This window comes from Spirillospora sp. NPDC029432 (assembly GCF_040703975.1).
In the GTDB taxonomy this organism is placed as follows: domain Bacteria; phylum Actinomycetota; class Actinomycetes; order Streptosporangiales; family Streptosporangiaceae; genus Spirillospora.
Map to the genome: position 1 here is coordinate 12,228 of NZ_JBEZWH010000049.1, position 19,734 is coordinate 31,961.

Below are 19,734 nucleotides of genomic sequence, written 5' to 3' on the forward strand. Positions count from 1 at the left end.
CACCATCGCCTCCCATCCCGTTCGAGCGTTCCGCCGCGCCTTGTCCGGCGCGAGTTCCGCACAGAGCTTACCTGGTCCTATGCCCGGGCCTTCGCAGGGGAGCGCAGGCGGCGCAGGGTCAGGGCGGTGTCGAGGGCGGCCGCCACCGACTCCCACCCCTTGTCCTCCGTGCTGCCGGAGAAACCGCTGCGGGCCAGCGCCTGCTCCAGCGTGTCGCAGGTGAGGACGCCGTTGCCGACCGGCGTGGCCTCGTCCAGCGAGACGCGGGTGATGCCGGCGGTGACCGAGTCGCAGACGTAGTCGAAGTGAGCGGTCTCACCCCGGACGACCGCGCCCAGGCACACGACGGCGTCCAGATCGCGGGCCAGCTGCTGGGCGACCACCGGCAGCTCCAGCGCCCCCGCGACCCGCGCCACCACGGGCTCCTGGACGCCGCACGCCTTGGCCGCGGCCAGGGCGCGCTCCAGGAGCTGGTCGGTGATCCGCCCGTGCCAGCGCGTGCAGGCGATGCCGAGGGTCAGGCCGCCGGCGTCGACGACGGTGTCCTCGGGACGTCCCGTTCCGCTCATCAGAGCTCCCCGATCTGGTGTCCGAGACGGTCGCGCTTGACCGTCAGGTAGCGGCGGTTGTGGTCGGTGACGACGACGGGCATCCCCTCGCGGCCCCGCACGTCCAGGCCGAAGCCCTCCAGGCCCTTGAGCTTGGCCGGGTTGTTGGTCAGCACCCGGATCGAGCGCACGCCCAGGTCGCGCAGCATGTGGGCGGCGTTGGAGTACTCCCGCGCGTCGGCCGGCAGGCCCAGCTCCAGGTTGGCGTCCACGGTGTCGGAGCCGTTGTCCTGGAGCGCGTACGCGCGCAGCTTGGCCAGCAGCCCGATGCCGCGGCCCTCGTGCCCGCGCAGGTAGAGGATCACGCCGCGGCCCTCTTCGGCGATCCGCTCCATCGCGGCGTCCAGCTGGGTGCCGCAGTCGCAGCGCTCGGAGTGCAGGACGTCGCCGGTCAGGCACTCGGAGTGGGCGCGGACGAGGACGTCCGCGCCGTCCCCGATCTCGCCGAGCACGAGCGCGACGTGCTCGCCGCCGTCGATGGCGCTGGAGAAGCCGACCGCGCGCCACGTCCCGTACCGGTTCGGCAGCCGGGTCTCCACGACCCGCTCGACCAGCGGCTCGCTGCGCCGGCGGTACTCCACCAGCTGCTCGATCGAGATCAGCTTGAGCCCGTGCTCCTTGGCGAACACCTGCAGCTCGGGCAGGCGCGCCATGGTGCCGTCCTCGTTCACCACCTCGGCCAGCACGCCCGCGCCCGGCAGCCCGGCCAGCCGGGCCAGGTCCACGGCCGCCTCGGTGTGGCCGCGGCGGCGCAGCACGCCGCCCGGGGGGTAGCGCAGCGGGAAGATGTGGCCCGGCCGGACCAGCTCGTACGGCTCGGTCGCCGAGTCGCACAGCGTGCGGATCGTCCGCGCCCGGTCGGCCGCCGAGATCCCGGTGGTGACGCCGTCGCGGGCGTCCACGCTGACCGTGTACGCGGTGCGCATCCGCTCGGTGTTCTGCGCCGTCATCAGCGGGATCTGCAGCCGGTCCAGGTCCTCGCCCAGCATCGGGACGCAGATCACGCCGCTGGTGTAGCGGATCGTGAACGTCAGCAGCTCCGGCGTCGCCTTGGCGGCGGCGAAGATGATGTCGCCCTCGTTCTCCCGGTCCTCGTCGTCGACGACCACGACCGGCCGGCCGGCCGCGATGTCGGCGACCGCCTCCTCGATCGGATCGAAGATCCCGTCACTGCTGCTGACACTGCTCACACCGACACCGCCTCGGGTCGTGGGTCGCGCGCGATCCGAGCCCGGGAATCCCGGTGCCAGTCGCGGAACCCGATCATCACCATCACGAAGAAGACGCCGTACACCGCGGCCGAGACGTACAGCCCCGATTTCAGCGCCAGCGGGACGCCGACCAGGTCGACCAGCACCCACACGATCCAGAAGTCGACCAGCGCGCGGCTCTGGGCGAACGTCGCCACCGCGCTGCCGACGAAGATGTACGCGTTCGCCCACGGCGACCAGGCGATCTTCAGCCAGTCGAGGTGGACGAACAGCTGCGCCACCAGCGCCGTGCCGCCCGCCAGCACGGCCAGCAGCACCAGCCGCTCGCGGGCCGTCGCCTGCCGTACGACCAGGCCCTCGCCGGAGCGGCGGCCGCGCGTCCAGCTCCACCAGCCGAACCCGGCCAGCCCGATGAACAGCACCTGCTTGAGGGCGTTGCCCGGGGCGGCGGCGTGCAGCGACGCGGCCAGCAGCAGGAGCGCGCCGGTCAGCTGGACGGGCCAGGTCCAGATGGTCTTGCGCATGGCCAGCCACACGACGGCCAGGGAGAGCACGTTCCCGGTGAGATCGGTCCAGAGGATGTGCTCGCCGAAGAGCTCGAAGCCCGCGTCCAGCCAGTCCATCAGCGGTCGCCCAGCATGCGCTCGACGTACTTGGCGACCACGTCGACCTCCAGGTTGACGGGGTCGCCGGGGCCCTTGTGGCCGAGGGTCGTCAGGGAGAGCGTGGTGGGGATCAGCGCCACGCTGAAGCGGTCGGCGCCCGCCTCGGCCACGGTGAGGCTGATGCCGTCGACGGTGATCGAGCCCTTGTCCACCAGGTAGCGGGTGAGCTCGCCGGGGAGAGAGATCGTGACGACGTCCCAGCGCTCGCCGGGCTCGCGGGAGAGGATCCAGCCGACGCCGTCGACATGGCCCTGGACGAGGTGGCCGCCGAGCCGGTCCTGGAGCCGCACGGGGCGTTCCAGGTTGACCTTGGAGCCGGACTCCAGCGCGCCCAGGCCGGACCGGTCGAGGGTCTCCTTGATCACGTCGGCGGTGAAGGTGCCGTCCTTGACGTCGACCACGGTGAGACAGACCCCGTTGACGGCGATCGAGGCGCCGTGCACGGCGTCCTGGGTGACGAGCGGGCCGTGGACGGTGAGCGTGGCCGAGTCGCCCGCGGGCTCGATCGCCACGATCTCGCCGAGCTCCTCGACGATGCCGGTGAACATCTCCCGGGCCTCCAAATCCGTGTGTACGGAGGCTCCGGGGGGTCGTGACGGGTCGAACACACGCCCCCGCACGCAGGGACGTCTTGCGCGCTGCCTCCCATCCGGACTTTCACCGTCGGTCCCGGAATTCCACCGGATCAACCGGCCGATGGCTTCGGCCGGGTCGCGGACTGTCACCGCCGGTTCGGAATTACACCGACCCCGGAGCACGCGTTTACTGCTGCCAACCAGTGTGCCATGCCGGGCATTCCCGGTCCTTGTGAGGAACGCCACGGCCACGCAAACAACCAAGCACTTGCTAGGTTAGCACGTTCCCAACGTTTTAATGTTCAACGAACGGCGGGCCGGGGTAGGGGTCCGGCATCGGGGTGACGCCTGACCGAGACTCACGCGGAGGTGTGTCATGGACGTCATCGCATTGATCGGGCGCATCGTCTTCACGGCCATATTCATCGGGGCGGGGATCGGGCACCTGACCGCCACCGAGGCGATGAGCGGGTACGCGGCCAGCAAGAAGCTGCCCCAGCCGAAGCTGATGGTGCAGCTGTCCGGGGCGCTGATCCTGGTCGCCTCGGTCATGATCATTCTGGGTGTCTGGCCGGATCTCGCCGCCCTCGGGCTGGTGCTGTTCCTGCTGCTCACCGCGTTCGTCTTCCACGACTTCTGGGCGCAGACCGACCCGGCCACCAGGCAGAACGAGCAGCTCCAGTTCCTCAAGGACCTCTCGCTCGCCGGCGCGGCACTCCTGATCTTCGCCGTCTACGCCGCCGGCACGCACCCGGGCCTCAACCTTGTGGGGCCCCTCTTCTGATCGGGCCCTAAGGGTCCAGGGATCCGTCCCTGGAGGAGGCACTGGCCTCACCCCATGCCGCGGGTGAGCGGTAGTGGTTGCGGTGGCCCGCCGCCAGCACGGTACGGAGCGCGTCCAGGTGCTCCGTACCGGGCGGCAGGCCGAGGCCCTCCAGCATCGCGAGGGCCTCCTCCGGGACGAGATCGCCGTAGAAGTCGTGGTACGCGGCGCGCAGCGCCCGGAAGACCGAGTCCCGCAGAGCGGGATCGGCGGCCGCGTCCCGCAGCACGGGAAGCTTCAGCTCCCACGGCACGGGCCCCGAGCACTCCAGGACGTGCCGCAGCCGATGCTCCCCCGGCGTCCCGGCGAGCACCTCGGCGAAGGCCTCGGCGACCGTCCCGCGGTCCTCGAACCAGTCGACCCACAGCGAGTACGTGATCGCGGCGGGCTCCGCGTCACGCTCCAGCCGGCGGCGGTAGCCGTCCCAGAGGACCGCGCGCGGCACCTTGCCGTTCAGCACAGCGAAGCGCATCTCGCAGGTCACCCAGTAGTCGTCGAGCAGGTCCAGCAGCCCGAACGCCAGCTCCAGCCGTCCCGCGCCGTCGAGGCCGGGGTCCTCCAGCATCGCCATGGCGCACTCGTGGGCGATCTCGTTGGCGGTGATCGGCCGCCCGTCGGGATCGGTCCAGCCGCCGTCCCCGGTGATGCCCTCCTCGGCCAGCCAGCGGCGGGCGCGCTCCTTCTCGTCCGGCTTCACCGGGCGATTCTCGCGCCTATCGGGTGCGCCGGAAACCGAATATCAGCACCGACGCCGCCCGCCCGGAGCAGGCGCGGGCGGGGGGCGCGGGCCGGACGCCGTCAGCGGTCGCGGATGGTGATGCGCAGGCCCTCGGGGACCCGGGCGAAGGGCGTCAGGCCGGGGACGATCAGGTCCGCGGCGGTGAGCTCGGAGCGGTCGTGGCTGGTGGTGACGGCGACGACCGTCGCCCCGGCGGCCCGGCCGGCGGCGACGCCCGCCGGGGCGTCCTCGATGACGACGCAGGCGCGGGGATCGACGCCGAGGCGGCGGGCCGCGAGGAGGTAGCCGGCCGGGTCCGGCTTGCCCACGTGGACGTCGGAGGCGGTGACGACGACCTCCGGGAGCGGGATGCCGGCGGCCTCGGTACGGGCCTTCAGCTGGGCGGGGTCCATCGAGGTGACCATCGCCCAGGGCAGGCCGTCCATGGCCGCCAAGAGCTCGCGGGCGCCGGGCAGGGCGGTGACGCCGGCGACGTCCGCGGCCTCCAGGGCGTCGAGGTGCTCGGTGGCCGCGCGGACGCGCTCGGGCGGCAGGAAGTCGGCGATCCGGTCGCTCGTGCGGCGGCCGTGGGCGCCGGAGAGGAACTCGTCCGGGTCGATGTCGTACTCGGCCGCCCACCGCCGTGCCGCCCGTTCCACCAGGGGCGTCGAGTCGACCAGCGTCCCGTCCACGTCGAACAGGACCGCCGGGCACGGCAGCGTCAGCGTCGTCACGAGGAGGAGGCCCCCTCGGCCTGCGCGCGCAGCTTGCGGACGGCCTCGGCGGGGTCGTCGGCGCCGTAGACGGCGCTGCCCGCCACGAACACGTCGGCGCCGGCCTCGGCGCAGCGCTCGATGGTCTCGGCGCTGACGCCGCCGTCGACCTGGAGCCAGACGGCGCGGTCGCCGATCAGCCGGCGGGCCCGGCGGACCTTGGGGAGCACGACGTCCAGGAACTTCTGGCCGCCGAACCCGGGCTCCACCGTCATCAGCAGCAGCATGTCGATCTCGCCCAGCAGGTCCTCGTACGGCTCGATCGGCGTGGCCGGGTTGATGCCGAGCCCGGCGCGGGCGCCGGCGGCGCGGATGGTGCGCAGCGTCCGGATCGGGGCCTTGGCCGCCTCGGCGTGGATGGTCACGCTCCCGGCGCCCGCCTCGGCGTACTGCGGCGCCCAGCGGTCCGGGTCCTCGATCATCAGATGGCAGTCGAGGGGCAGCGCGCTGGTCCTCAGCAGCGCCTCGACCACCGGGAGACCGAGGGTGAGGTTGGGCACGAAGTGGTTGTCCATCACGTCGACGTGGACCCAGTCGGCCGCGTCGGAGATGCGCGCGACGTCGTCGGCGAGCCGGGCGAAGTCGGCGGACAGGATGCTGGGTGAGATCTGCGGAGCCATGATGCCCCGAGTCTATTGCCGCGCCCCCACGGCCTCCTCACCCGCCCGGGTGAGGGAACGGGGGGTACGCGCCGCCAGCCCGAGCCGGACGAACAGCTCGGGCGCCCCCGCGGCGGCCCACAGCCCGAGCAGCGCGTGCACGAAGAACGCCTGCACCGGCTGCGTGCCCAGGAAGAGGCCCAGCACGTAGAGGCCCAGCGCGCCCGCGGCGCCGACCGGGATCCGCGCCAGCCGCCGCCAGAGCTCGCCGCCGGCGTCGAAGTCGATCCGGTGCGCGGCGTACGAGAGCCCGGCGAGCAGCCCGAACAGCCCGCCGGCGGCGCCCGCCCCCTCGCCGAGGGTGATGGGCTCGACGCTGCCGCCCGCCTGGACGATCTCGCGGACCCAGGACGCCGGCCAGCGCCAGCCGTCCAGCGCCTGGACCGCCGCCCACATGCCGCCCAGGAACGCCAGCCCGACCGCCAGGCTCAGCGCCAGCTGCACCGGCAGCGGGCGCCGGAACCACCACGGCACCACGTGCGGCTCCAGCCGCAGGACGAGCACGAGCACGGCCGCGCCGATCCCCCACCCCGCCAGCACCTGCCCGGCCGAGTGCACGCCGAGCGCGACTCGGGAGACGCCGATGCCAATGATCAGCAGCAGGGCGCCCGCCCACAGCAGCCGGCGGCGCGTGAGGCTCGCGAGGAACCCCCACGTCACCACGGCGTTCTGGGCGTGCCCGGACGGCATCCCGAACGAGTCGCGCGGCTCGTGCCCGGTGACCGACGGGTCGGTCCAGAACGGCCGCGGATCGTGGAACAGCAGCTTCAGCCAGGTGTTGACGATCGAGCCCAGCGACAGCACGACCGCCGCGCGGGCGCCCAGCCGGGCGTCCACGCACCAGTAGAGGACCACCAGCAGCGGCAGGTAGAACGCGGCGCTGCCGATGAAGGACAGGACGTGCATCGCGCCCGTGAGCACGAATCTCCCCCGAGGTCTTCCGTGGGTGGCTCTCTCGCGGCCGGTCGTCCGCGGACCGGGTCCGACGAGGCTACTGACGTACCCCAGAAGGACGATCGCGCGACACGTAAAGGTTCCCGGCCCGCCGCCGGGTCAGGTCCGGCGCAGCAGGGCCAGGAACATCGCGTCGGTGCCGTGCCGGTGCGGCCAGAACTGCGCGTACGGCCCGTCGCCGACCCCCGTCAGGGCGGGCGCGACGGCGGTGAGCGCGGCGGGCGAGTCCATCGGCTCGACGCCGTCCCGCTCGCGCAGCACGTCGTCGACGACCACGCGCGTCTCGGCCAGGTGCGGCGAGCAGGTGACGTACGCCACCACTCCCCCGGGCCGGACGGCGTCCAGCGCGCGGCGCAGCAGCTCGCGCTGGAGCGGGCCCAGCTCGGCCACGGCCTCCGGGCCGCGCCGCCAGCGCGACTCCGGGCGCCGCCGCAGGGCGCCGAGGCCGGTGCACGGCACGTCCAGCAGCACGCGGTCGAACGCGCCGGGCCGCCAGGCGGGCACGGTGCCGTCGGCGGCGATCACCGCGGCCCGGTCGTCGACGGCGCGGCCGACCAGGGCCGCGCGGTGCGGCTGGACGTCGGCGGCCAGCAGCCGGGCGCCGCGCTCGGTGGCCAGCGCCGACAGCAGCCCGGCCTTGCCGCCGGGCCCGGCGCACAGGTCGGCCCACCGCGCGTCGCGGCCCTCGAGCGGCGCCGCGGCGAGGGCGAGCGCGACCAGCTGGCTCGCCTCGTCCTGGACGGCGGCGCGCCCCTCCCGCACGGCGGGGACGGCCGCCGGGTCGCCCTCGGGCAGGATCGCGGCGTACGGCGAGTGCGGCGCGGGCTCGGCGCCCGCCTCCGCCAGCTCGGCCACGGTGGCGCGGCCGGGCCGGGCGGCCAGCGTGACGCGGGGCCGCAGGTTGTCGGCCTCCAGCAGGTCGGGCAGCTCGGCGCGGTCGGGGCCGAGCGCGTCGCCGAGCGCGTTCACGATCCAGCCGGGGTGGCTGTAGCGCGCCGAGAGCCGGGCCGACTCGCTGCCGCCCGGCGGGGCGATGATCTCGAACCAGCCGTCGAGGTCGCGGCTCGCGACCTTGCGCAGGACGGCGTTGGCGAACTTGGCCTGGCCGGGCCCGGCGACGGTGCGGGCCAGGTCGACGGCGGTGCCGACGGCCGCGTGCGGCGGGATGCGGGTGGCGAGGATCTGGTGCGCGCCCAGCCGCAGCACGTCCAGCAGCGGCGGGTCGATGCGGCGCAGCTCGCGGTCGCTGCACAGCGCGAGGACGGCGTCGTAGGTGCCGCGGCCGCGCAGCGTGCCGTAGGTCAGCTCGGTGGCCAGCGCGGCGTCGCGGCCGGTGAGGTCGCGGTCGCGCAGCCGGGCGGGCAGCAGCAGGTTGGCGTACGCGTCGCGGGTCTCGACGGCGCGGATCACGTCGAACGCGGTGCGCCTGACCAGGTCCTCGGGACGGCCCGTGCGGCGCGGCCCGCCGGGCCTGCGGTTGCGGGACGGGTGGCCGTGGCCGTGGCGGCGCCGGGGTGCGGGAGACATCAGGCGAGCGCGTCCTCACCGGTGAGGGCGGCGCCGCGGGCCCAGTCGACCGCGCTCATCATCCGCTTGCCCTGCGGCTGGACCCGGCCGAGCGCGACCGGGTGGGTGGCGGTGCCGGCCAGCACCTCCTTCTTGGACGCGCGCAGCTCGCCGGGCTTGAGCGGGCCGGCGCCGGCGGCGAGCCGGACGGGGCCGAGCTTGAGCCGCTCGCCGCGGAACGTCGTCCAGCCGCCGGGCGCGGGCGTGCAGGCCCGCACGAGCCGGTCCACGTGCTGGGCGGGCGCGGTCCAGTCGACCCGGGCGGTCTCCGCCGTGATCTTGGCGGCGTGCGAGACGCCCTCCTCGGGCTGCGGCCGCGGCTCCAGCACGCCGGACTCGATCCCGTCCATCGTGTCGGCCAGCAGCCGGGCGCCCGCGACGGCGAGCCGGCCGAGCAGGTCGCCGGTGGTGTCGTCGGGCCGGATCGGCTCGGTCAGCACCCCGTACACCGGGCCGGTGTCCAGGCCCTCCTCGATCAGGAACGTGGCCGCGCCGGTCACGTCGTCGCCGTGCAGGATGGCGCGCTGGACGGGCGCCGCGCCGCGCCAGGCGGGCAGCACCGAGAAGTGCAGGTTCACCCAGCCGTGCCGGGGGATGCCGAGGGCCTCGGGCGGCAGCAGCGCGCCGTACGCGACGACCGGGCAGCAGTCGGGCGCGATCGCGCGCAGCCGGTCCAGGAACTCGGGGTCGCGCGCCTTCGCGGGCTTGAGCACCTCGATCCCGGCCTCCCGGGCGCGCGCCGCGACCGGGCTCTCCACCAGCCTCCGGCCGCGCCCGGACGGCGCGTCGGGCCGGGTCACGACGGCCGCGACCTCGTGCCGGGACGACTCCAGCAGCGCCTCCAGCGGCGGCAGCGCGGTCTCCGGCGTGCCTGCGAACACCAGCTTCATCTACAGGGCCTTCCCGAACGTGCGGTGGGGGGACTCCTTGACCACCGGGGCCGGCTCGCCGAACCACTCGGCCTCGCGGATCGCCTTCATCGCGGCCTTGCGCTGCTCGGGGTCCATCCGGTCGATGAAGATGATCCCGTCGAGGTGGTCGGTCTCGTGCTGCACGCAGCGCGCCAGCAGGTGGGTGCCCTCCAGCGTGATCGGCTCCCCGTGCATGTTGAAGCCCTTCGCGACCGCCCGTACGGCGCGCGGGGTCGGGAACGCCAGGCCGGGCAGGGACAGGCAGCCCTCGTCGCCGGTCTCCTGCTCGTCCGACAGGTCGAGGGTGGGGTTGACCACGTGCCCGAGCCGGTCGTCGACGTAGTAGGTGAACACGCGCAGGCCCACGCCCAGCTGCGGCGCCGCCAGCCCCGCGCCCGGCGCGTCGATCATCGTGTCGGTGAGGTCCTTGACCAGCTGCCGCAGCTCCTTGTCGAAGTCCTTGACAGGGTCGGCCGCGGTGCGCAGTACCGGGTCGCCGAAGAGGCGGATGGGCTTGACGGCCAACGAGGACTCCGTTTCCTGATGATCCCTGGGACAGACGTCCAGTGTACGAAGCGCGCGGGTCTCCTCAGCCGCCCGAGCGCGCCGAACGCGCCTTGTAGGCGGCGGTGCGGGCGGCCTTGGCGACCGCCTTGTCGGGATGGTGGCCGCCGAGGGCCTCCAGGACCGCGCCGGCGCCGGGGTGGCCGGTGCGCCACATCCCGTCGACCATCCCGGCCAGGTCGGAGCCGGCGGGCGCGTCCGCGAGGGCGGCCGCCACCGCGTCCCGGGGCTCGGCGGTCTCCAGCATCCCGGCGACGGTGTCGACGAACAGCCACAGGAAGTCGTCGCGCTCCAGGTCGGGCGTGTCCTCCCCGCCGTGGAGGCGGTGCAGCCACAGGTGGGCGTACGGCCGTACGGGACGGTCGGCGGCCGCCTCCCGCACCGCCTCCTCGGCCGCCGGGCCGACACGCTGCAGGACGGCGGCGGCGAGGTTGCGGGCGCCCGGCCCGCCGTCGCGCATGACCGCCAGCAGGTCGCGGGCGGCGGACAGGGCGTCCCGGCCGGCCAGCCAGCCGTCGATCTCCTCGTCGGCGGTGTCCTGCCGGTGCCAGGTCAGCCCGGCCACCAGGTCGGCGGCGGGGGCGTCCGCCAGGTCGCCGACCACGGGCGCGGCGAAGCCGTCGGCCAGCAGCAGCTCCCGCACGCCCCAGACGCCGAGCGGGGTGAGTGCGAGGCCGTCGCCTCCGGCGGGCTCGACGACGCCCCAGCGGGAGAGGTCGTCGATCTCCAGGGCGACCGCCTCCCAGATCGCCGTGCGCAGCTCGCCGGGCTCGGTGACCTCGTACGCCTCGTCGACATGGCCGGCGAGCGCGGCGGCCAGCTCGGCCGGGCGCGCCGGAACGTCCTGCTCGTACAGGTGGATCAGGACGCCGGTGAGCTCGTTCTGGACGAGCCGGACGGGGTCGAGGCCGCCGGACGGATCGTGCTCGGGCACCGCCACGCCGTCGAACAGCCGCAGCCAGGCGTCCAGCGCCGCGCCGTCGTCGGCGCCGTCGAGCCCGGCGGCGGCCGGGCCGGGGGACGCGGTGCCGCCGGCGACGGTGACCAGCCCGGCGTCGATCGCCGCCCACCACAGCCGGTCCAGCTCGGGCAGGTCCGCCAGCGCCTCGATGCCGCCCGCGCCGCCTTCACCGTCCTCGGTGTCCTCGGCGTCCTCGGCGTCCGGGGTCCGGCGCGGGCACGGCAGCTCCAGGGCCGCGACGGCGGCCAGGGCGTCGGCGGCGGACGGCTCGTCGTACTCGTCCACCGGGCGGCCGGCGCCCAGCCAGGCGACCAGCGCGCGGGCCTGCGCGGCCAGCCCGGACGCGCGCGCCGCGGCGGCCAGCTCGGCCCGCGGCGCGACCCGGACCGGCGGCACGGCGCGGTCGCCGCTCTCGCGCAGGTACGCGTCGGTGCGGGCGAACCGCTCCTCGTCCGGCAGCGCCTCGAAGTCGGCGATCCACCGGCCGACCGCGTCCTCGTCGTCGAGCGGGACGCCGTCGGCGCGCATCATCCCGGTGACCAGCTCCGCGGCCGCCTGCCGGTCCTCCTCGTCCACCGCCGCGATGACCTCGGTGAACTCCGGGACGATCCGGTCCAGCTCCGCGTCCAGCTCCACCGCGGCCGGGGCCGCGACCGCGCCGGTGTCGCGCAGGAAGGCGATCAGGTGGCGGGCGGCGGCGACCATCGCGGGCACCTCGCCGGGCCCCGCGACGACGGACTCGGGCACCGCGTCCAGCATCAGCCCGCGCAGCGCGCCGGCGGTCAGCGCGTCCGGCCCGGCGAGCCGCAGCTCCTCGCGGGCGAGGTCGAGCAGCAGCCGCACGCCCGCGGCGTCGACCTCGCCGTCCCCGTGCTTCCCGGCCCAGCTCTCCAGCTCGCCGGCGATGGTGTCCACCCAGTTGTCGGCCACCCGGGAAACCCTAATGGTCAGATCAGTTCCAGGGGGTCGATCTGCACACGTACGCTCTCGGGCGCCTTGCGGGCGCTGCGCACCCCCTGGGCCTCCCGCAGGGCCTTCGCCAGTGCCTGCCCGGCCGGGCGCGGCACCCGGACGAGCGCGCGCTCCTTGTCGCCCGCCGGCACGGGGCCGAGCACCTCCGCGCCCTCGGGCAGCCGCGCTCCCGACAGGAACTCGCGGATGGCGGCGGGCGTGCCCGTGAGCGACGCCATCCGGGCGGCAGGCGGGAACCCCACCTCGCGGCGCTCGTCCAGCTCGCGCTCGGCGTAGGTGACGGGATCCCAGCGGACGAGGGCCTGCACGGGCGCGAGCGCCCCGTCCGCGGCCACGACCACGGGTGCGGCCGGCCGCACCAGGGCGGCGGCGTTCATCCAGCGGCGCAGGGTCTCCTCTCCCGCGCGCAGGTCGGCGCGCCCCAGCAGCACCCAGCCGTCCAGCAGCAGCGCGGCCGCGTAGCCCCCGCCGCGCTCGGCGGCGGGCTCCGCGCCCGGCGTGGCCACCACGAGGGCGCGCTCGTCGTCGATCCGCTCCAGGACGGCCTCGCGCCCCGACGTCCGCACCGGAACGCCCGGGAAGGCGCGCCCCAGCTCCTCGGCCGTACGGCGCGCGCCCACCACCACCGCCCGCACATGGAGGAACCCGCACTCGGGGCAGTTCCAGTCGCCGGCGATGCGCCCGCACCAGCGGCAGTAGGGGGCGGCGTGCGCCGACGTCATCGACAGCGGCCCCTGGCACGCGCCGCACCGCGCCGGCGTCCGGCAGCGCCCGCAGGCCAGGCCCGGCAGGTAGCCGCGGCGCGGCACCTGCACCAGCACCGGGCCGTGCTCCAGCGCCTGCCGCGCCGTCTGGAACGCCAGGTGCGTCAGCCGCGCCGTCCGCGCGGCGCCGTCTCGGGCCAGCTCGGCGTCGTCCCCGGCGGGCCGGACGCGCGGCATGACGGCGCGCACCCGCAGCCGGTCGGCCGCCAGCGCGTGCGCCCACCCGGTCTCCACCAGCTGCGTTGCCTCGGTCGTCCGGGTGAACCCGCCGATCAGGGCGCCCGCCCGCGCCCGGTGCGCGCGCAGGGCGAGCACCTCGCGGGGATGCGGGTACGGGGCGTGCGGCTCGGCGTGCACGTCGTCGCCGTCGTCCCAGAGCACCACCAGGCCGAGATCCTCGACGGGCGCGAACATCGCCGCCCGCGTGCCGACGGCCACCCGCACCGTCCCCCGGCGGACCGCCAGCCAGCGGCGGTAGCGCTCGGCGGGCCCCAGCTCGGCCGTCAGCGCGACATGCCGCCCCTCGCCCAGCTCGGCCGCCAGCGCCTCGTCCATCCGGGCGACGTCGCGGCCGTCGGCCATGACGACGAGCGCCCCGCGCCCGCCCGCGAGCGCGACCGCCACGGCCCGCGCGATCGCCGCCCGCCACCCGGGCCCGGGAAGGGCCGTCCACACCGCGCGGGGCGCCCGCCCCTCCCCCAGCGCCTTCAGGAACGACGGCCCGGCCGGATACTCCGCCCAGGGCCCCGGGCCCTTCTCCAGGCCCGCAACGGCGCCCTCGGCGCCCTCGGCGCGTTCCGGGGGCTCCTCGGCCTCCACGCGGGCGTGGCGCGGCGGGATGGCCAGCCGGAGGACGTCGGCGAACGTCCCCGCGTACCGATCGGCCACCTCCCTCGCCAGCGCCGCGACCTCCGTGCCGAGGACCGGCTCGGACGAGGTCACGCGCTCCAGGTACGACAGGCGGCCCTCGTGGTCGCTCTCGGCGACCCGCTCCAGCACCAGCCCGTCCACCAGCTGCCCGGCGAACCGCACCCGCACCCGGCACCCCGGAACGGTCCGCCCGTCCAGCTCCACCGGGACGAGGTAGTCGAACGGCCGGTCCAGGTGCGGCAGCGACATGTCGACGGCGACGCGCGCGACGGGCAGCGACTCGGCGGGCCGCCGCGCCCCCTTCCTGGCAGGCTTCGGCTTGGCCTTCGGCTTCGGCCTCGCCTTGGCCGCGGGCTCCTCGGCGGGCGCCCGGGGAACGTCCCCGAGCCCCGGAATCAGCCCGGTGCCCTCGCCGGGTCCCTCACCTGCGCCGCTCACGGTCCCGTACTACCAGATCGGGCCGACACCCTCGGAATCCGCGGCCCGCGCGCGGATCGCGGTCCGCTAGAGTGCCGCCCGGCGGGCGGTAGCGCAGAGGTCGTCGCGCCTGGCTTTCAACTAGGAAGACGCCGGTTCGAATCCGGCCCGTCCCGCCGCCCCGGCCCCCACGCCGTCAGCCCCACACCGTCAGCCCAACACCGTCAGCCCCACACCGTCCACCGGGAACCGAACCGGAGAGCACAGTGAGACCGCCGCCCCGGCCCGGAACACCCGGCTGCGCCCCCGTCCCCCGGCAGCTCGCCGGTCTGTGGGCACGGACGCGCACCCACGAGGTCCCGCGCGGGATGATCGAGCGGGCCGCCGGGCTGCGGCTGGCCGGCGACTGGCGGGGGGCCTGCGCGGCCGCCGGCGTGGACGTCGCGTTCGATTTGCCCGGCGCGGCCCGCGAGTACGGCGGCGCGGTCGCGGCGGCGCTGGAGGACGACCTGCGCCATCTCGTCCCCGACCTGCTCCGCTGGCACCTCCCCTGGGGGACGTACCTGGATTACGGCGACGGCCCGTTCCGCATCCGGCAGACCCTGGTCCTCGCCTCCTACGGCGGCCCCTGCCTCCAGCTCCGCACCGACGCCTGGCCACGCCTCGGGCTGTTCTTCGGCCCCGCCCCCGAGTCCGGTCCGGAGCCCGCGCGCCGCGTCCTGTCCGACTGGACGGGCGCGCGCCACCTCTGGGACGCGCGCCGCACCGCCGAGCTGCTGGCCCGCCACGGCGGGGCGGGCCGGGCACCGTTCTTCGAGGCCGACGGCGCCCCGCGGGCCCCCCGCCGCCTGCCCGCCGCCGACCCCGGCCCGGCCGACCCGGTCGCCCGGGCCGAATGGATCATGCTGCTGCAGGAGCGGGGCGACATCGCCGAGGCGCTCCAGGCCGCCGGCATCGCCTTCGTGCAGGAGGAGGAGCGCCGGCGGTCCTGGCACCGCTCCGTCCTGGACGGGCTCCCCATCGCGCTCCACCGCCTCGTCCCTGAGGTGCGGGCGCGAGAGGCCCGGGGGCTGGACGGCCCGTTCCGCGTCTTCCAGGGCAGGCAGCGGTTCTGGTCCCTGTTCCTGGAGCCCCGGCCCGGCGGGACGCTGCGCGCCCGCGTCCTCGAGAGCGGCGCGTTCGGGAACGGCCACCACGACCTGGCCGAGCCGTACTGGAGCAGGCTGCCCGATCTCGACCTGGTACGGGCGGGCCGCCTCACCCCCGATGAGCTGCACCCGCTCGTCCGGGAGGCGCTGTTCCCCGGGCGGCCGGCCCCGGACGGCCCGGCGGGGCCTCCCCCTCCCCGGCCGCCGCGCACCGCCAGGGTGCGGTGCGGCGACGCCTGGCACGAGGTGTCGTTCCGGAACGGCGTCCTGGTCACGCACCATCACACCGAGGACGAGCGGCGCCGCGAGGTCGCCCTGGCGGCGCTCGGCGGGCCCGTGCGGGGGTGCTTCGGAGTGCGGCAGAGCTGGGCGCCCGGCCCCGGCAGGCTGCTCACGCCGTTCCGCGAGCAGCGGCGCGCCCTGTTCCAGCGGGCCTGGCACGGCGACACGGCGGGGCTGCTGCGGATGCTGGACCTCGGCCACGACCCCCACACCCGCGACGGGGAAGGCCGCACGCTCCTGCACGTCCTGGACCGCCTAGACCCAGAACCCGTGCTCCGCCGCCTCCTGGACGCCGGCCTGGAGGCCGACGCGCCCGACGGCCACGGCAACACGCCCCTGGCGCACGCCGTGCGGGAGGGCGCCTCCGAGACGACCGTCAGGGCCCTGCTGGCCGCGGGCGCGGACCCGCACGTCCGCTGGCACCCCGCGGCCCCGAGCCAGCCCGCGCTGCCCCTGGCGGAGCTGGCGCGCGCCCCCGAACGTGCGCACCTGGCGTTCCTGGCGGAGCTGTAGGGTGCCGCGTGGTGGGCCGTAGCGCAGAGGTCGTCGCGCCCGGCTCAGGTCCGGGAGGACGCCGGTTCGATTCCGGCCGGCCCCACCACCCGCACCCCTCGCGCCCCCCGCACCCCTTGCACCACCCGCGAACGCGCGAAGGCCCCGGGGACGCGCCCCGGGGCCCTTCACTCACGCGCGATCAGAGACCGGCGGCCTTCGCCAGGTCGGGGGCGCGGTCGGTGGACTCCCAGGAGAAGTCCGGCTCGGACCGGCCGAAGTGGCCGTACGCGGCGGTCTGCGAGTAGATCGGCCGCAGCAGGTCCAGGTCGCGGACGATCGCGGCCGGGCGCAGGTCGAAGACCTCGTCCACGGCCTTCTCGATCTGCTCCACGGCGACCTTCTCGGTGCCGAAGGTCTCGATGAACACGCCCACCGGGTGCGCCTTGCCGATCGCGTACGCGACCTGCACCTCGGCGCGGTCGGCGAGGCCGGCGGCGACGATGTTCTTGGCCACCCAGCGCATCGCGTACGCGGCGGACCGGTCGACCTTGGACGGGTCCTTGCCGGAGAACGCGCCGCCGCCGTGCCGGGCCATGCCGCCGTACGTGTCGACGATGATCTTCCGGCCGGTGAGCCCGGCGTCGCCCATCGGGCCGCCGATCTCGAACCGCCCGGTCGGGTTGACCAGCAGCCGGTACCCGGAGGTGTCGATGTCGAGGCCGGCCAGCACCGGGTCGACCACGTGCTCCTTGATGTCCGGGGTCAGCAGCTCCTTGAGGTCGATGTCCGGAGCGTGCTGGGTGGACACGACCACGGTGTCCAGGCGGACCGCGCGCTCACCGTCGTACTCGATGGTGACCTGGGTCTTGCCGTCGGGACGCAGGTAGGGGACCTTGCCGTCCTTCCGGACCTGCGACAGCCGCTGGGACAGCTTGTGCGCCAGCGTGATCGGCAGCGGCATCAGCTCGGGGGTCTCGTTGGTGGCGTACCCGAACATCAGGCCCTGGTCGCCGGCGCCCTGCCGGTCCAGGTCGTCGCCCTGCTTGTCGCGGTCCTCGCCGTCGCGGGTCTCGTAGGCGTCGTCGACGCCCTGCGCGATGTCGGGCGACTGCGCGCCGATCGACACCGAGACGCCGCAGGAGTGGCCGTCGAAGCCCTTCTTGGACGAGTCGTAGCCGATCTCGAGGATCTTCTCGCGGATGATCCGGGGGATGTCCACGTAGGTCTCGGTCGTCACCTCGCCGGCCACGTGCACCTGGCCGGTGGTGATCATGGTCTCGACGGCGACCCGGCTCTTGGGGTCGTCCTTGAGCATCGCATCGAGGATCGCGTCACTGATCTGGTCCGCAATCTTGTCCGGATGTCCTTCGGTGACGGACTCGGAGGTGAACAGGCGGCGAGACACGTACGTGAACTCCTTGCAGCGGCTGCTGACTGACGTCGCAGAACGGACATGTGGCTGTCGGTCCGGCGGGAAACGCGCTGTCCCGCGCGGGCCTCTTCGGTTTTTCGCTTGGCGCGGCGGACCCCCGCCCTGCGGATTTCCCCGCGAGTCTATCGGGAATGGCCCGGACGACCCGGACGACAGGTATACCGAACCTTTGCGTCCGGCGCAGCCCCCGGGCCCTCGGGAGGTCAGTCCGGCGGCCGCGGCGCCAGCCGCGCCGCTACGAGGTCCCAGACCGCCTCGGACAGGGCCTCCTTGGCACCGCGCGGGATCTCGGTCGAGGACCCGTCGGCCCCCAGGACGACGGCGGCGTTGTCGGGCCGCCCGAACCCCAGGTCCTCGCCGACCTGGTTGACCACGAGGAGGTCGCAGCCCTTGCGGGCCAGCTTGTCGCGGCCGTTGGCGAGCACGTCGTCGGTCTCGGCGGCGAACCCCACGATCACCTGGCCCGGATGGGGCCGGGCGCCCAGCTCGGCGAGGATGTCGGGGTTCTTGACCAGCCGGATCGGCGCGGGCTCCGCGCCCGGCGACTTCTTGATCTTGGAGCCCTGGTAGTCGGCCGGCCGGAAGTCGGCGACCGCGGCGGCCATCACGACGGCGTCGGCGGCTTCGGCGGCCTCCAGGACGGCCTTGCGCATCTCCTCGGCCGACCCAACCCGCACGACGGCGGCGCCCGCCGGGTCGGGCAGCGCCACGTTCGCCGAGACGAGCGTCACTCTCGCGCCCCGCGCCACCGCCGTGCGCGCCAGGGCGTACCCCTGGAGGCCGGACGAGCGGTTCCCGAGGAAGCGCACCGGGTCGAGGGCCTCGCGCGTGCCGCCGGCCGACACCACCACGTGGCGCCCGTCCAGGTCGCGCCCGGCCGCGCCGCGCGCGAGGACGTGCCGCGCCACCTCGAACAGCTCGGCCGGGTCGGGCAGCCGCCCGGGGCCGGTGTCCTTGCCGGTCAGCCGCCCGGACGCCGGGTCCACCACGACGGCCCCGCGGGACCGCAGCGTCGCCACGTTCGCCTGGGTGGCCGGGTGCTCCCACATCTCGGTGTGCATCGCGGGCGCGAACACCACCGGGCAGCGCGCGGTCAGCAGCGTGTTGGTCAGCAGGTCGTCGGCGAGCCCGTGCGCGGCCCTGGCCAGCAGGTCGGCCGTGGCCGGCGCGACGAACACCAGGTCGGCGCCCTGCCCGAGCCGCACGTGCGGCACCTCGGCGACGGCGTCCCACACCTCGGGCGAGACGGGATGCCCCGACAGCGCCGCCCACGTCGGCTCACCGACGAACCGCAGCGCGTCCGCGGTCGGAACGACCCGCACGTCATGCCCGGACTCGGTGAACCGCCGCAGCAGCTCGCAGACCTTGTACGCGGCGATCCCCGCGCCCACACCCAGAACGACCCGCGGCCGGGAGGAGTTCATCTCTACTGTGGTCGCCTTCCCGAGGCTCGGCTGATTCAGGCTTCCCCGCCCTCGGGGGCTCCGTGCAGGTCCTAGCCTTCGATGGGCTCTGCGTTGAGGAGGCCTTCGCGGGTCTCGCGCAGGGCGATCGACAGCGGCTTCTCCTGGACCTGGGTCTCGACGAGCGGGCCGACGTACTCCAGCAGGCCCTCGCCCAGCTGGGCGTAGTAGGCGTTGATCTGCCGGGCGCGCTTGGCCGCGATGCTCACGAGGCCGTACTTGGTGTCGACGACCTCGAGGAGCTCGTCGATCGACGGGTTGGTGATGCCTTCGCTGCTGGCTGCCACTCCGTGGCCTTCCACTCGGTACTTGACTTCGACGCTCGTTCTGATTAACGAACAGCCATCAAGGCTAGCAGCTCATGGCACACGTCCTGCACGGCCGTGTTGACCAGGGTGACGTCGAACTCCTTCTCGGCGGCGAGCTCGACGCGGGCGGCGTCCAGCCGGCGCTCGATCACCTCGGGGCGCTCGGTGCCGCGGCCGACGAGCCGGCGGACCAGTTCCTCCCAGGAGGGCGGGGCCAGGAACACCAGGAGCGCGGTCGGGTCGGACGTGCGGACCTGGCGGGCGCCCTGGAGGTCGATCTCCAGGAGCACCGGCTCGCCGCGGGCGAGCCGGTCCTCCACGGGACGGCGCGGGGTGCCGTAGCGGTTCCCCGCGAACTCCGCCCATTCCAGGAGCTCTCCTTCGGCGACGAGCCGGTCGAAGCCGACGTCGTCGACGAAGAAGTACTGCACCCCGTCGGCCTCGCCCGGTCGGGGGGCACGGGTGGTCACCGAGACCGACAGCCACACCTCGGGGTGGGCCCGCCGGATCTCGGCGACGACCGTGCTCTTGCCGACGCCCGACGGTCCGGACAGGACAGTCAGCCGCCGCATGAGCGAGTCCTTCGGGGGGGAGC

General features: G+C 74.9%; 19 protein-coding genes, 1 tRNA gene and 1 riboswitch. Of the genes, 3 read left to right on the forward strand and 17 right to left on the reverse strand.

Annotation, left to right across the window (positions count from 1 at the left end):
• Nucleotides 1–77: 77 nt before the first annotated feature.
• The 4 genes from ribH to AB0881_RS29755 are packed head-to-tail and all read right to left on the reverse strand — an operon-like array spanning nt 78 to nt 3,032.
• The gene (ribH, locus tag AB0881_RS29740; RefSeq protein WP_366622132.1) at nt 78–569 is read right to left on the reverse strand and encodes a 6,7-dimethyl-8-ribityllumazine synthase; all 492 of its coding nucleotides are present in this window, start codon (nt 567–569) and stop codon (nt 78–80) included.
• Nucleotides 569–1,798, reverse strand: coding sequence for a bifunctional 3,4-dihydroxy-2-butanone-4-phosphate synthase/GTP cyclohydrolase II (locus AB0881_RS29745; protein WP_366622134.1), 1,230 nt, complete (start codon nt 1,796–1,798; stop codon nt 569–571). The genes ribH and AB0881_RS29745 overlap by 1 nt, the downstream gene beginning before the upstream one ends.
• Nucleotides 1,795–2,442: a nicotinamide mononucleotide transporter family protein gene (locus tag AB0881_RS29750; RefSeq protein ID WP_366622136.1), complete on the reverse strand. Its 648-nt coding sequence runs from the start codon at nt 2,440–2,442 to the stop codon at nt 1,795–1,797. Before AB0881_RS29750 ends, AB0881_RS29745 begins: the two co-directional genes overlap by 4 nt.
• Nucleotides 2,442–3,032: a riboflavin synthase gene (locus AB0881_RS29755; RefSeq protein ID WP_366622138.1), complete on the reverse strand. Its 591-nt coding sequence runs from the start codon at nt 3,030–3,032 to the stop codon at nt 2,442–2,444. The genes AB0881_RS29750 and AB0881_RS29755 overlap by 1 nt, the downstream gene beginning before the upstream one ends.
• An 83-nt stretch (nt 3,033–3,115) precedes the next feature.
• Nucleotides 3,116–3,246: riboswitch (FMN riboswitch) on the reverse strand.
• 189 nt (nt 3,247–3,435) lie between these two features.
• On the opposite strand from AB0881_RS29755, the gene AB0881_RS29760 reads away from it, so the two are divergent.
• Nucleotides 3,436–3,843, forward strand: a complete 408-nt coding sequence (locus tag AB0881_RS29760) for a DoxX family protein (RefSeq protein WP_366622140.1) — start codon at nt 3,436–3,438, stop codon at nt 3,841–3,843.
• Nucleotides 3,844–3,850: 7 nt separating this feature from the next.
• Here the strand turns inward: AB0881_RS29760 and AB0881_RS29765 are convergent, their stop codons facing one another.
• From AB0881_RS29765 to AB0881_RS29805, 9 genes are all read right to left on the reverse strand, one after another.
• Nucleotides 3,851–4,579, reverse strand: a complete 729-nt coding sequence (locus tag AB0881_RS29765; protein WP_366622141.1) for a hypothetical protein — start codon at nt 4,577–4,579, stop codon at nt 3,851–3,853.
• Between the two features lie 101 nt (nt 4,580–4,680).
• A complete protein-coding gene (locus tag AB0881_RS29770; RefSeq protein WP_366622143.1) occupies nt 4,681–5,334 on the reverse strand; it encodes an HAD-IA family hydrolase in 654 nt (217 codons plus the stop codon).
• The gene (gene rpe, locus AB0881_RS29775; protein WP_366622145.1) at nt 5,331–5,993 is read right to left on the reverse strand and encodes a ribulose-phosphate 3-epimerase; all 663 of its coding nucleotides are present in this window, start codon (nt 5,991–5,993) and stop codon (nt 5,331–5,333) included. Before rpe ends, AB0881_RS29770 begins: the two co-directional genes overlap by 4 nt.
• Before the next feature lie 12 nt (nt 5,994–6,005).
• The gene (locus tag AB0881_RS29780; protein WP_366622147.1) at nt 6,006–6,953 is read right to left on the reverse strand and encodes a phosphatase PAP2 family protein; all 948 of its coding nucleotides are present in this window, start codon (nt 6,951–6,953) and stop codon (nt 6,006–6,008) included.
• A 132-nt stretch (nt 6,954–7,085) separates the two neighbouring features.
• On the reverse strand, nt 7,086–8,513 hold the full coding sequence (locus AB0881_RS29785) for a transcription antitermination factor NusB (RefSeq protein WP_366622149.1): 1,428 nt from the start codon (nt 8,511–8,513) through the stop codon (nt 7,086–7,088).
• Nucleotides 8,513–9,442, reverse strand: a complete 930-nt coding sequence (gene fmt / locus AB0881_RS29790) for a methionyl-tRNA formyltransferase (protein WP_366622151.1) — start codon at nt 9,440–9,442, stop codon at nt 8,513–8,515. Before fmt ends, AB0881_RS29785 begins: the two co-directional genes overlap by 1 nt.
• Entirely contained in the window at nt 9,443–9,988 is a 546-nt protein-coding gene (gene def, locus AB0881_RS29795; protein ID WP_366622153.1) for a peptide deformylase, read from the reverse strand.
• A 64-nt stretch (nt 9,989–10,052) separates the two neighbouring features.
• Nucleotides 10,053–11,918 (reverse strand): hypothetical protein, encoded by a 1,866-nt coding sequence (locus AB0881_RS29800; protein ID WP_366622155.1) that lies wholly within the window; start codon nt 11,916–11,918, stop codon nt 10,053–10,055.
• A 17-nt stretch (nt 11,919–11,935) separates the two neighbouring features.
• On the reverse strand, nt 11,936–14,032 hold the full coding sequence (locus tag AB0881_RS29805; RefSeq protein ID WP_366622157.1) for a primosomal protein N': 2,097 nt from the start codon (nt 14,030–14,032) through the stop codon (nt 11,936–11,938).
• 83 nt (nt 14,033–14,115) lie between these two features.
• Here AB0881_RS29805 and AB0881_RS29810 point away from each other — a divergent pair.
• Both AB0881_RS29810 and AB0881_RS29815 read left to right on the forward strand, forming a co-directional pair.
• Nucleotides 14,116–14,187: transfer RNA gene (locus tag AB0881_RS29810), tRNA-Glu, on the forward strand.
• Between the two features lie 90 nt (nt 14,188–14,277).
• Nucleotides 14,278–15,954 carry an ankyrin repeat domain-containing protein gene (locus AB0881_RS29815; protein ID WP_366622159.1) on the forward strand — a complete coding sequence of 559 codons (1,677 nt, stop codon included), beginning with the start codon at nt 14,278–14,280 and terminating at the stop codon, nt 15,952–15,954.
• 181 nt (nt 15,955–16,135) lie between these two features.
• Here AB0881_RS29815 and metK read toward each other — a convergent pair whose 3' ends face one another.
• From metK to gmk, 4 genes are all read right to left on the reverse strand, one after another.
• Nucleotides 16,136–17,341: a methionine adenosyltransferase gene (gene metK / locus AB0881_RS29820; protein ID WP_366622161.1), complete on the reverse strand. Its 1,206-nt coding sequence runs from the start codon at nt 17,339–17,341 to the stop codon at nt 16,136–16,138.
• 230 nt (nt 17,342–17,571) lie between these two features.
• On the reverse strand, nt 17,572–18,792 hold the full coding sequence (coaBC, locus tag AB0881_RS29825; RefSeq protein WP_366622163.1) for a bifunctional phosphopantothenoylcysteine decarboxylase/phosphopantothenate--cysteine ligase CoaBC: 1,221 nt from the start codon (nt 18,790–18,792) through the stop codon (nt 17,572–17,574).
• Between the two features lie 71 nt (nt 18,793–18,863).
• Nucleotides 18,864–19,118 carry a DNA-directed RNA polymerase subunit omega gene (rpoZ, locus tag AB0881_RS29830; RefSeq protein WP_026405772.1) on the reverse strand — a complete coding sequence of 85 codons (255 nt, stop codon included), beginning with the start codon at nt 19,116–19,118 and terminating at the stop codon, nt 18,864–18,866.
• 44 nt (nt 19,119–19,162) lie between these two features.
• A complete protein-coding gene (gene gmk / locus AB0881_RS29835; protein ID WP_366622165.1) occupies nt 19,163–19,711 on the reverse strand; it encodes a guanylate kinase in 549 nt (182 codons plus the stop codon).
• Between the last annotated feature and the right edge of the window lie 23 nt (nt 19,712–19,734).

Coding starts and splice junctions, on each gene's coding strand:
- ribH (WP_366622132.1), bottom strand. CDS start 569: ATGAGCGGAACGGGACGTCCCGAGGACACCGTCGTCGACGCCGGCGGC.
- AB0881_RS29750 (WP_366622136.1), bottom strand. CDS start 2,442: ATGGACTGGCTGGACGCGGGCTTCGAGCTCTTCGGCGAGCACATCCTC.
- AB0881_RS29755 (WP_366622138.1), bottom strand. CDS start 3,032: ATGTTCACCGGCATCGTCGAGGAGCTCGGCGAGATCGTGGCGATCGAG.
- AB0881_RS29760 (WP_366622140.1), top strand. CDS start 3,436: ATGGACGTCATCGCATTGATCGGGCGCATCGTCTTCACGGCCATATTC.
- rpe (WP_366622145.1), bottom strand. CDS start 5,993: ATGGCTCCGCAGATCTCACCCAGCATCCTGTCCGCCGACTTCGCCCGG.
- AB0881_RS29785 (WP_366622149.1), bottom strand. CDS start 8,513: ATGTCTCCCGCACCCCGGCGCCGCCACGGCCACGGCCACCCGTCCCGC.
- fmt (WP_366622151.1), bottom strand. CDS start 9,442: ATGAAGCTGGTGTTCGCAGGCACGCCGGAGACCGCGCTGCCGCCGCTG.
- coaBC (WP_366622163.1), bottom strand. CDS start 18,792: ATGAACTCCTCCCGGCCGCGGGTCGTTCTGGGTGTGGGCGCGGGGATC.
- gmk (WP_366622165.1), bottom strand. CDS start 19,711: ATGCGGCGGCTGACTGTCCTGTCCGGACCGTCGGGCGTCGGCAAGAGC.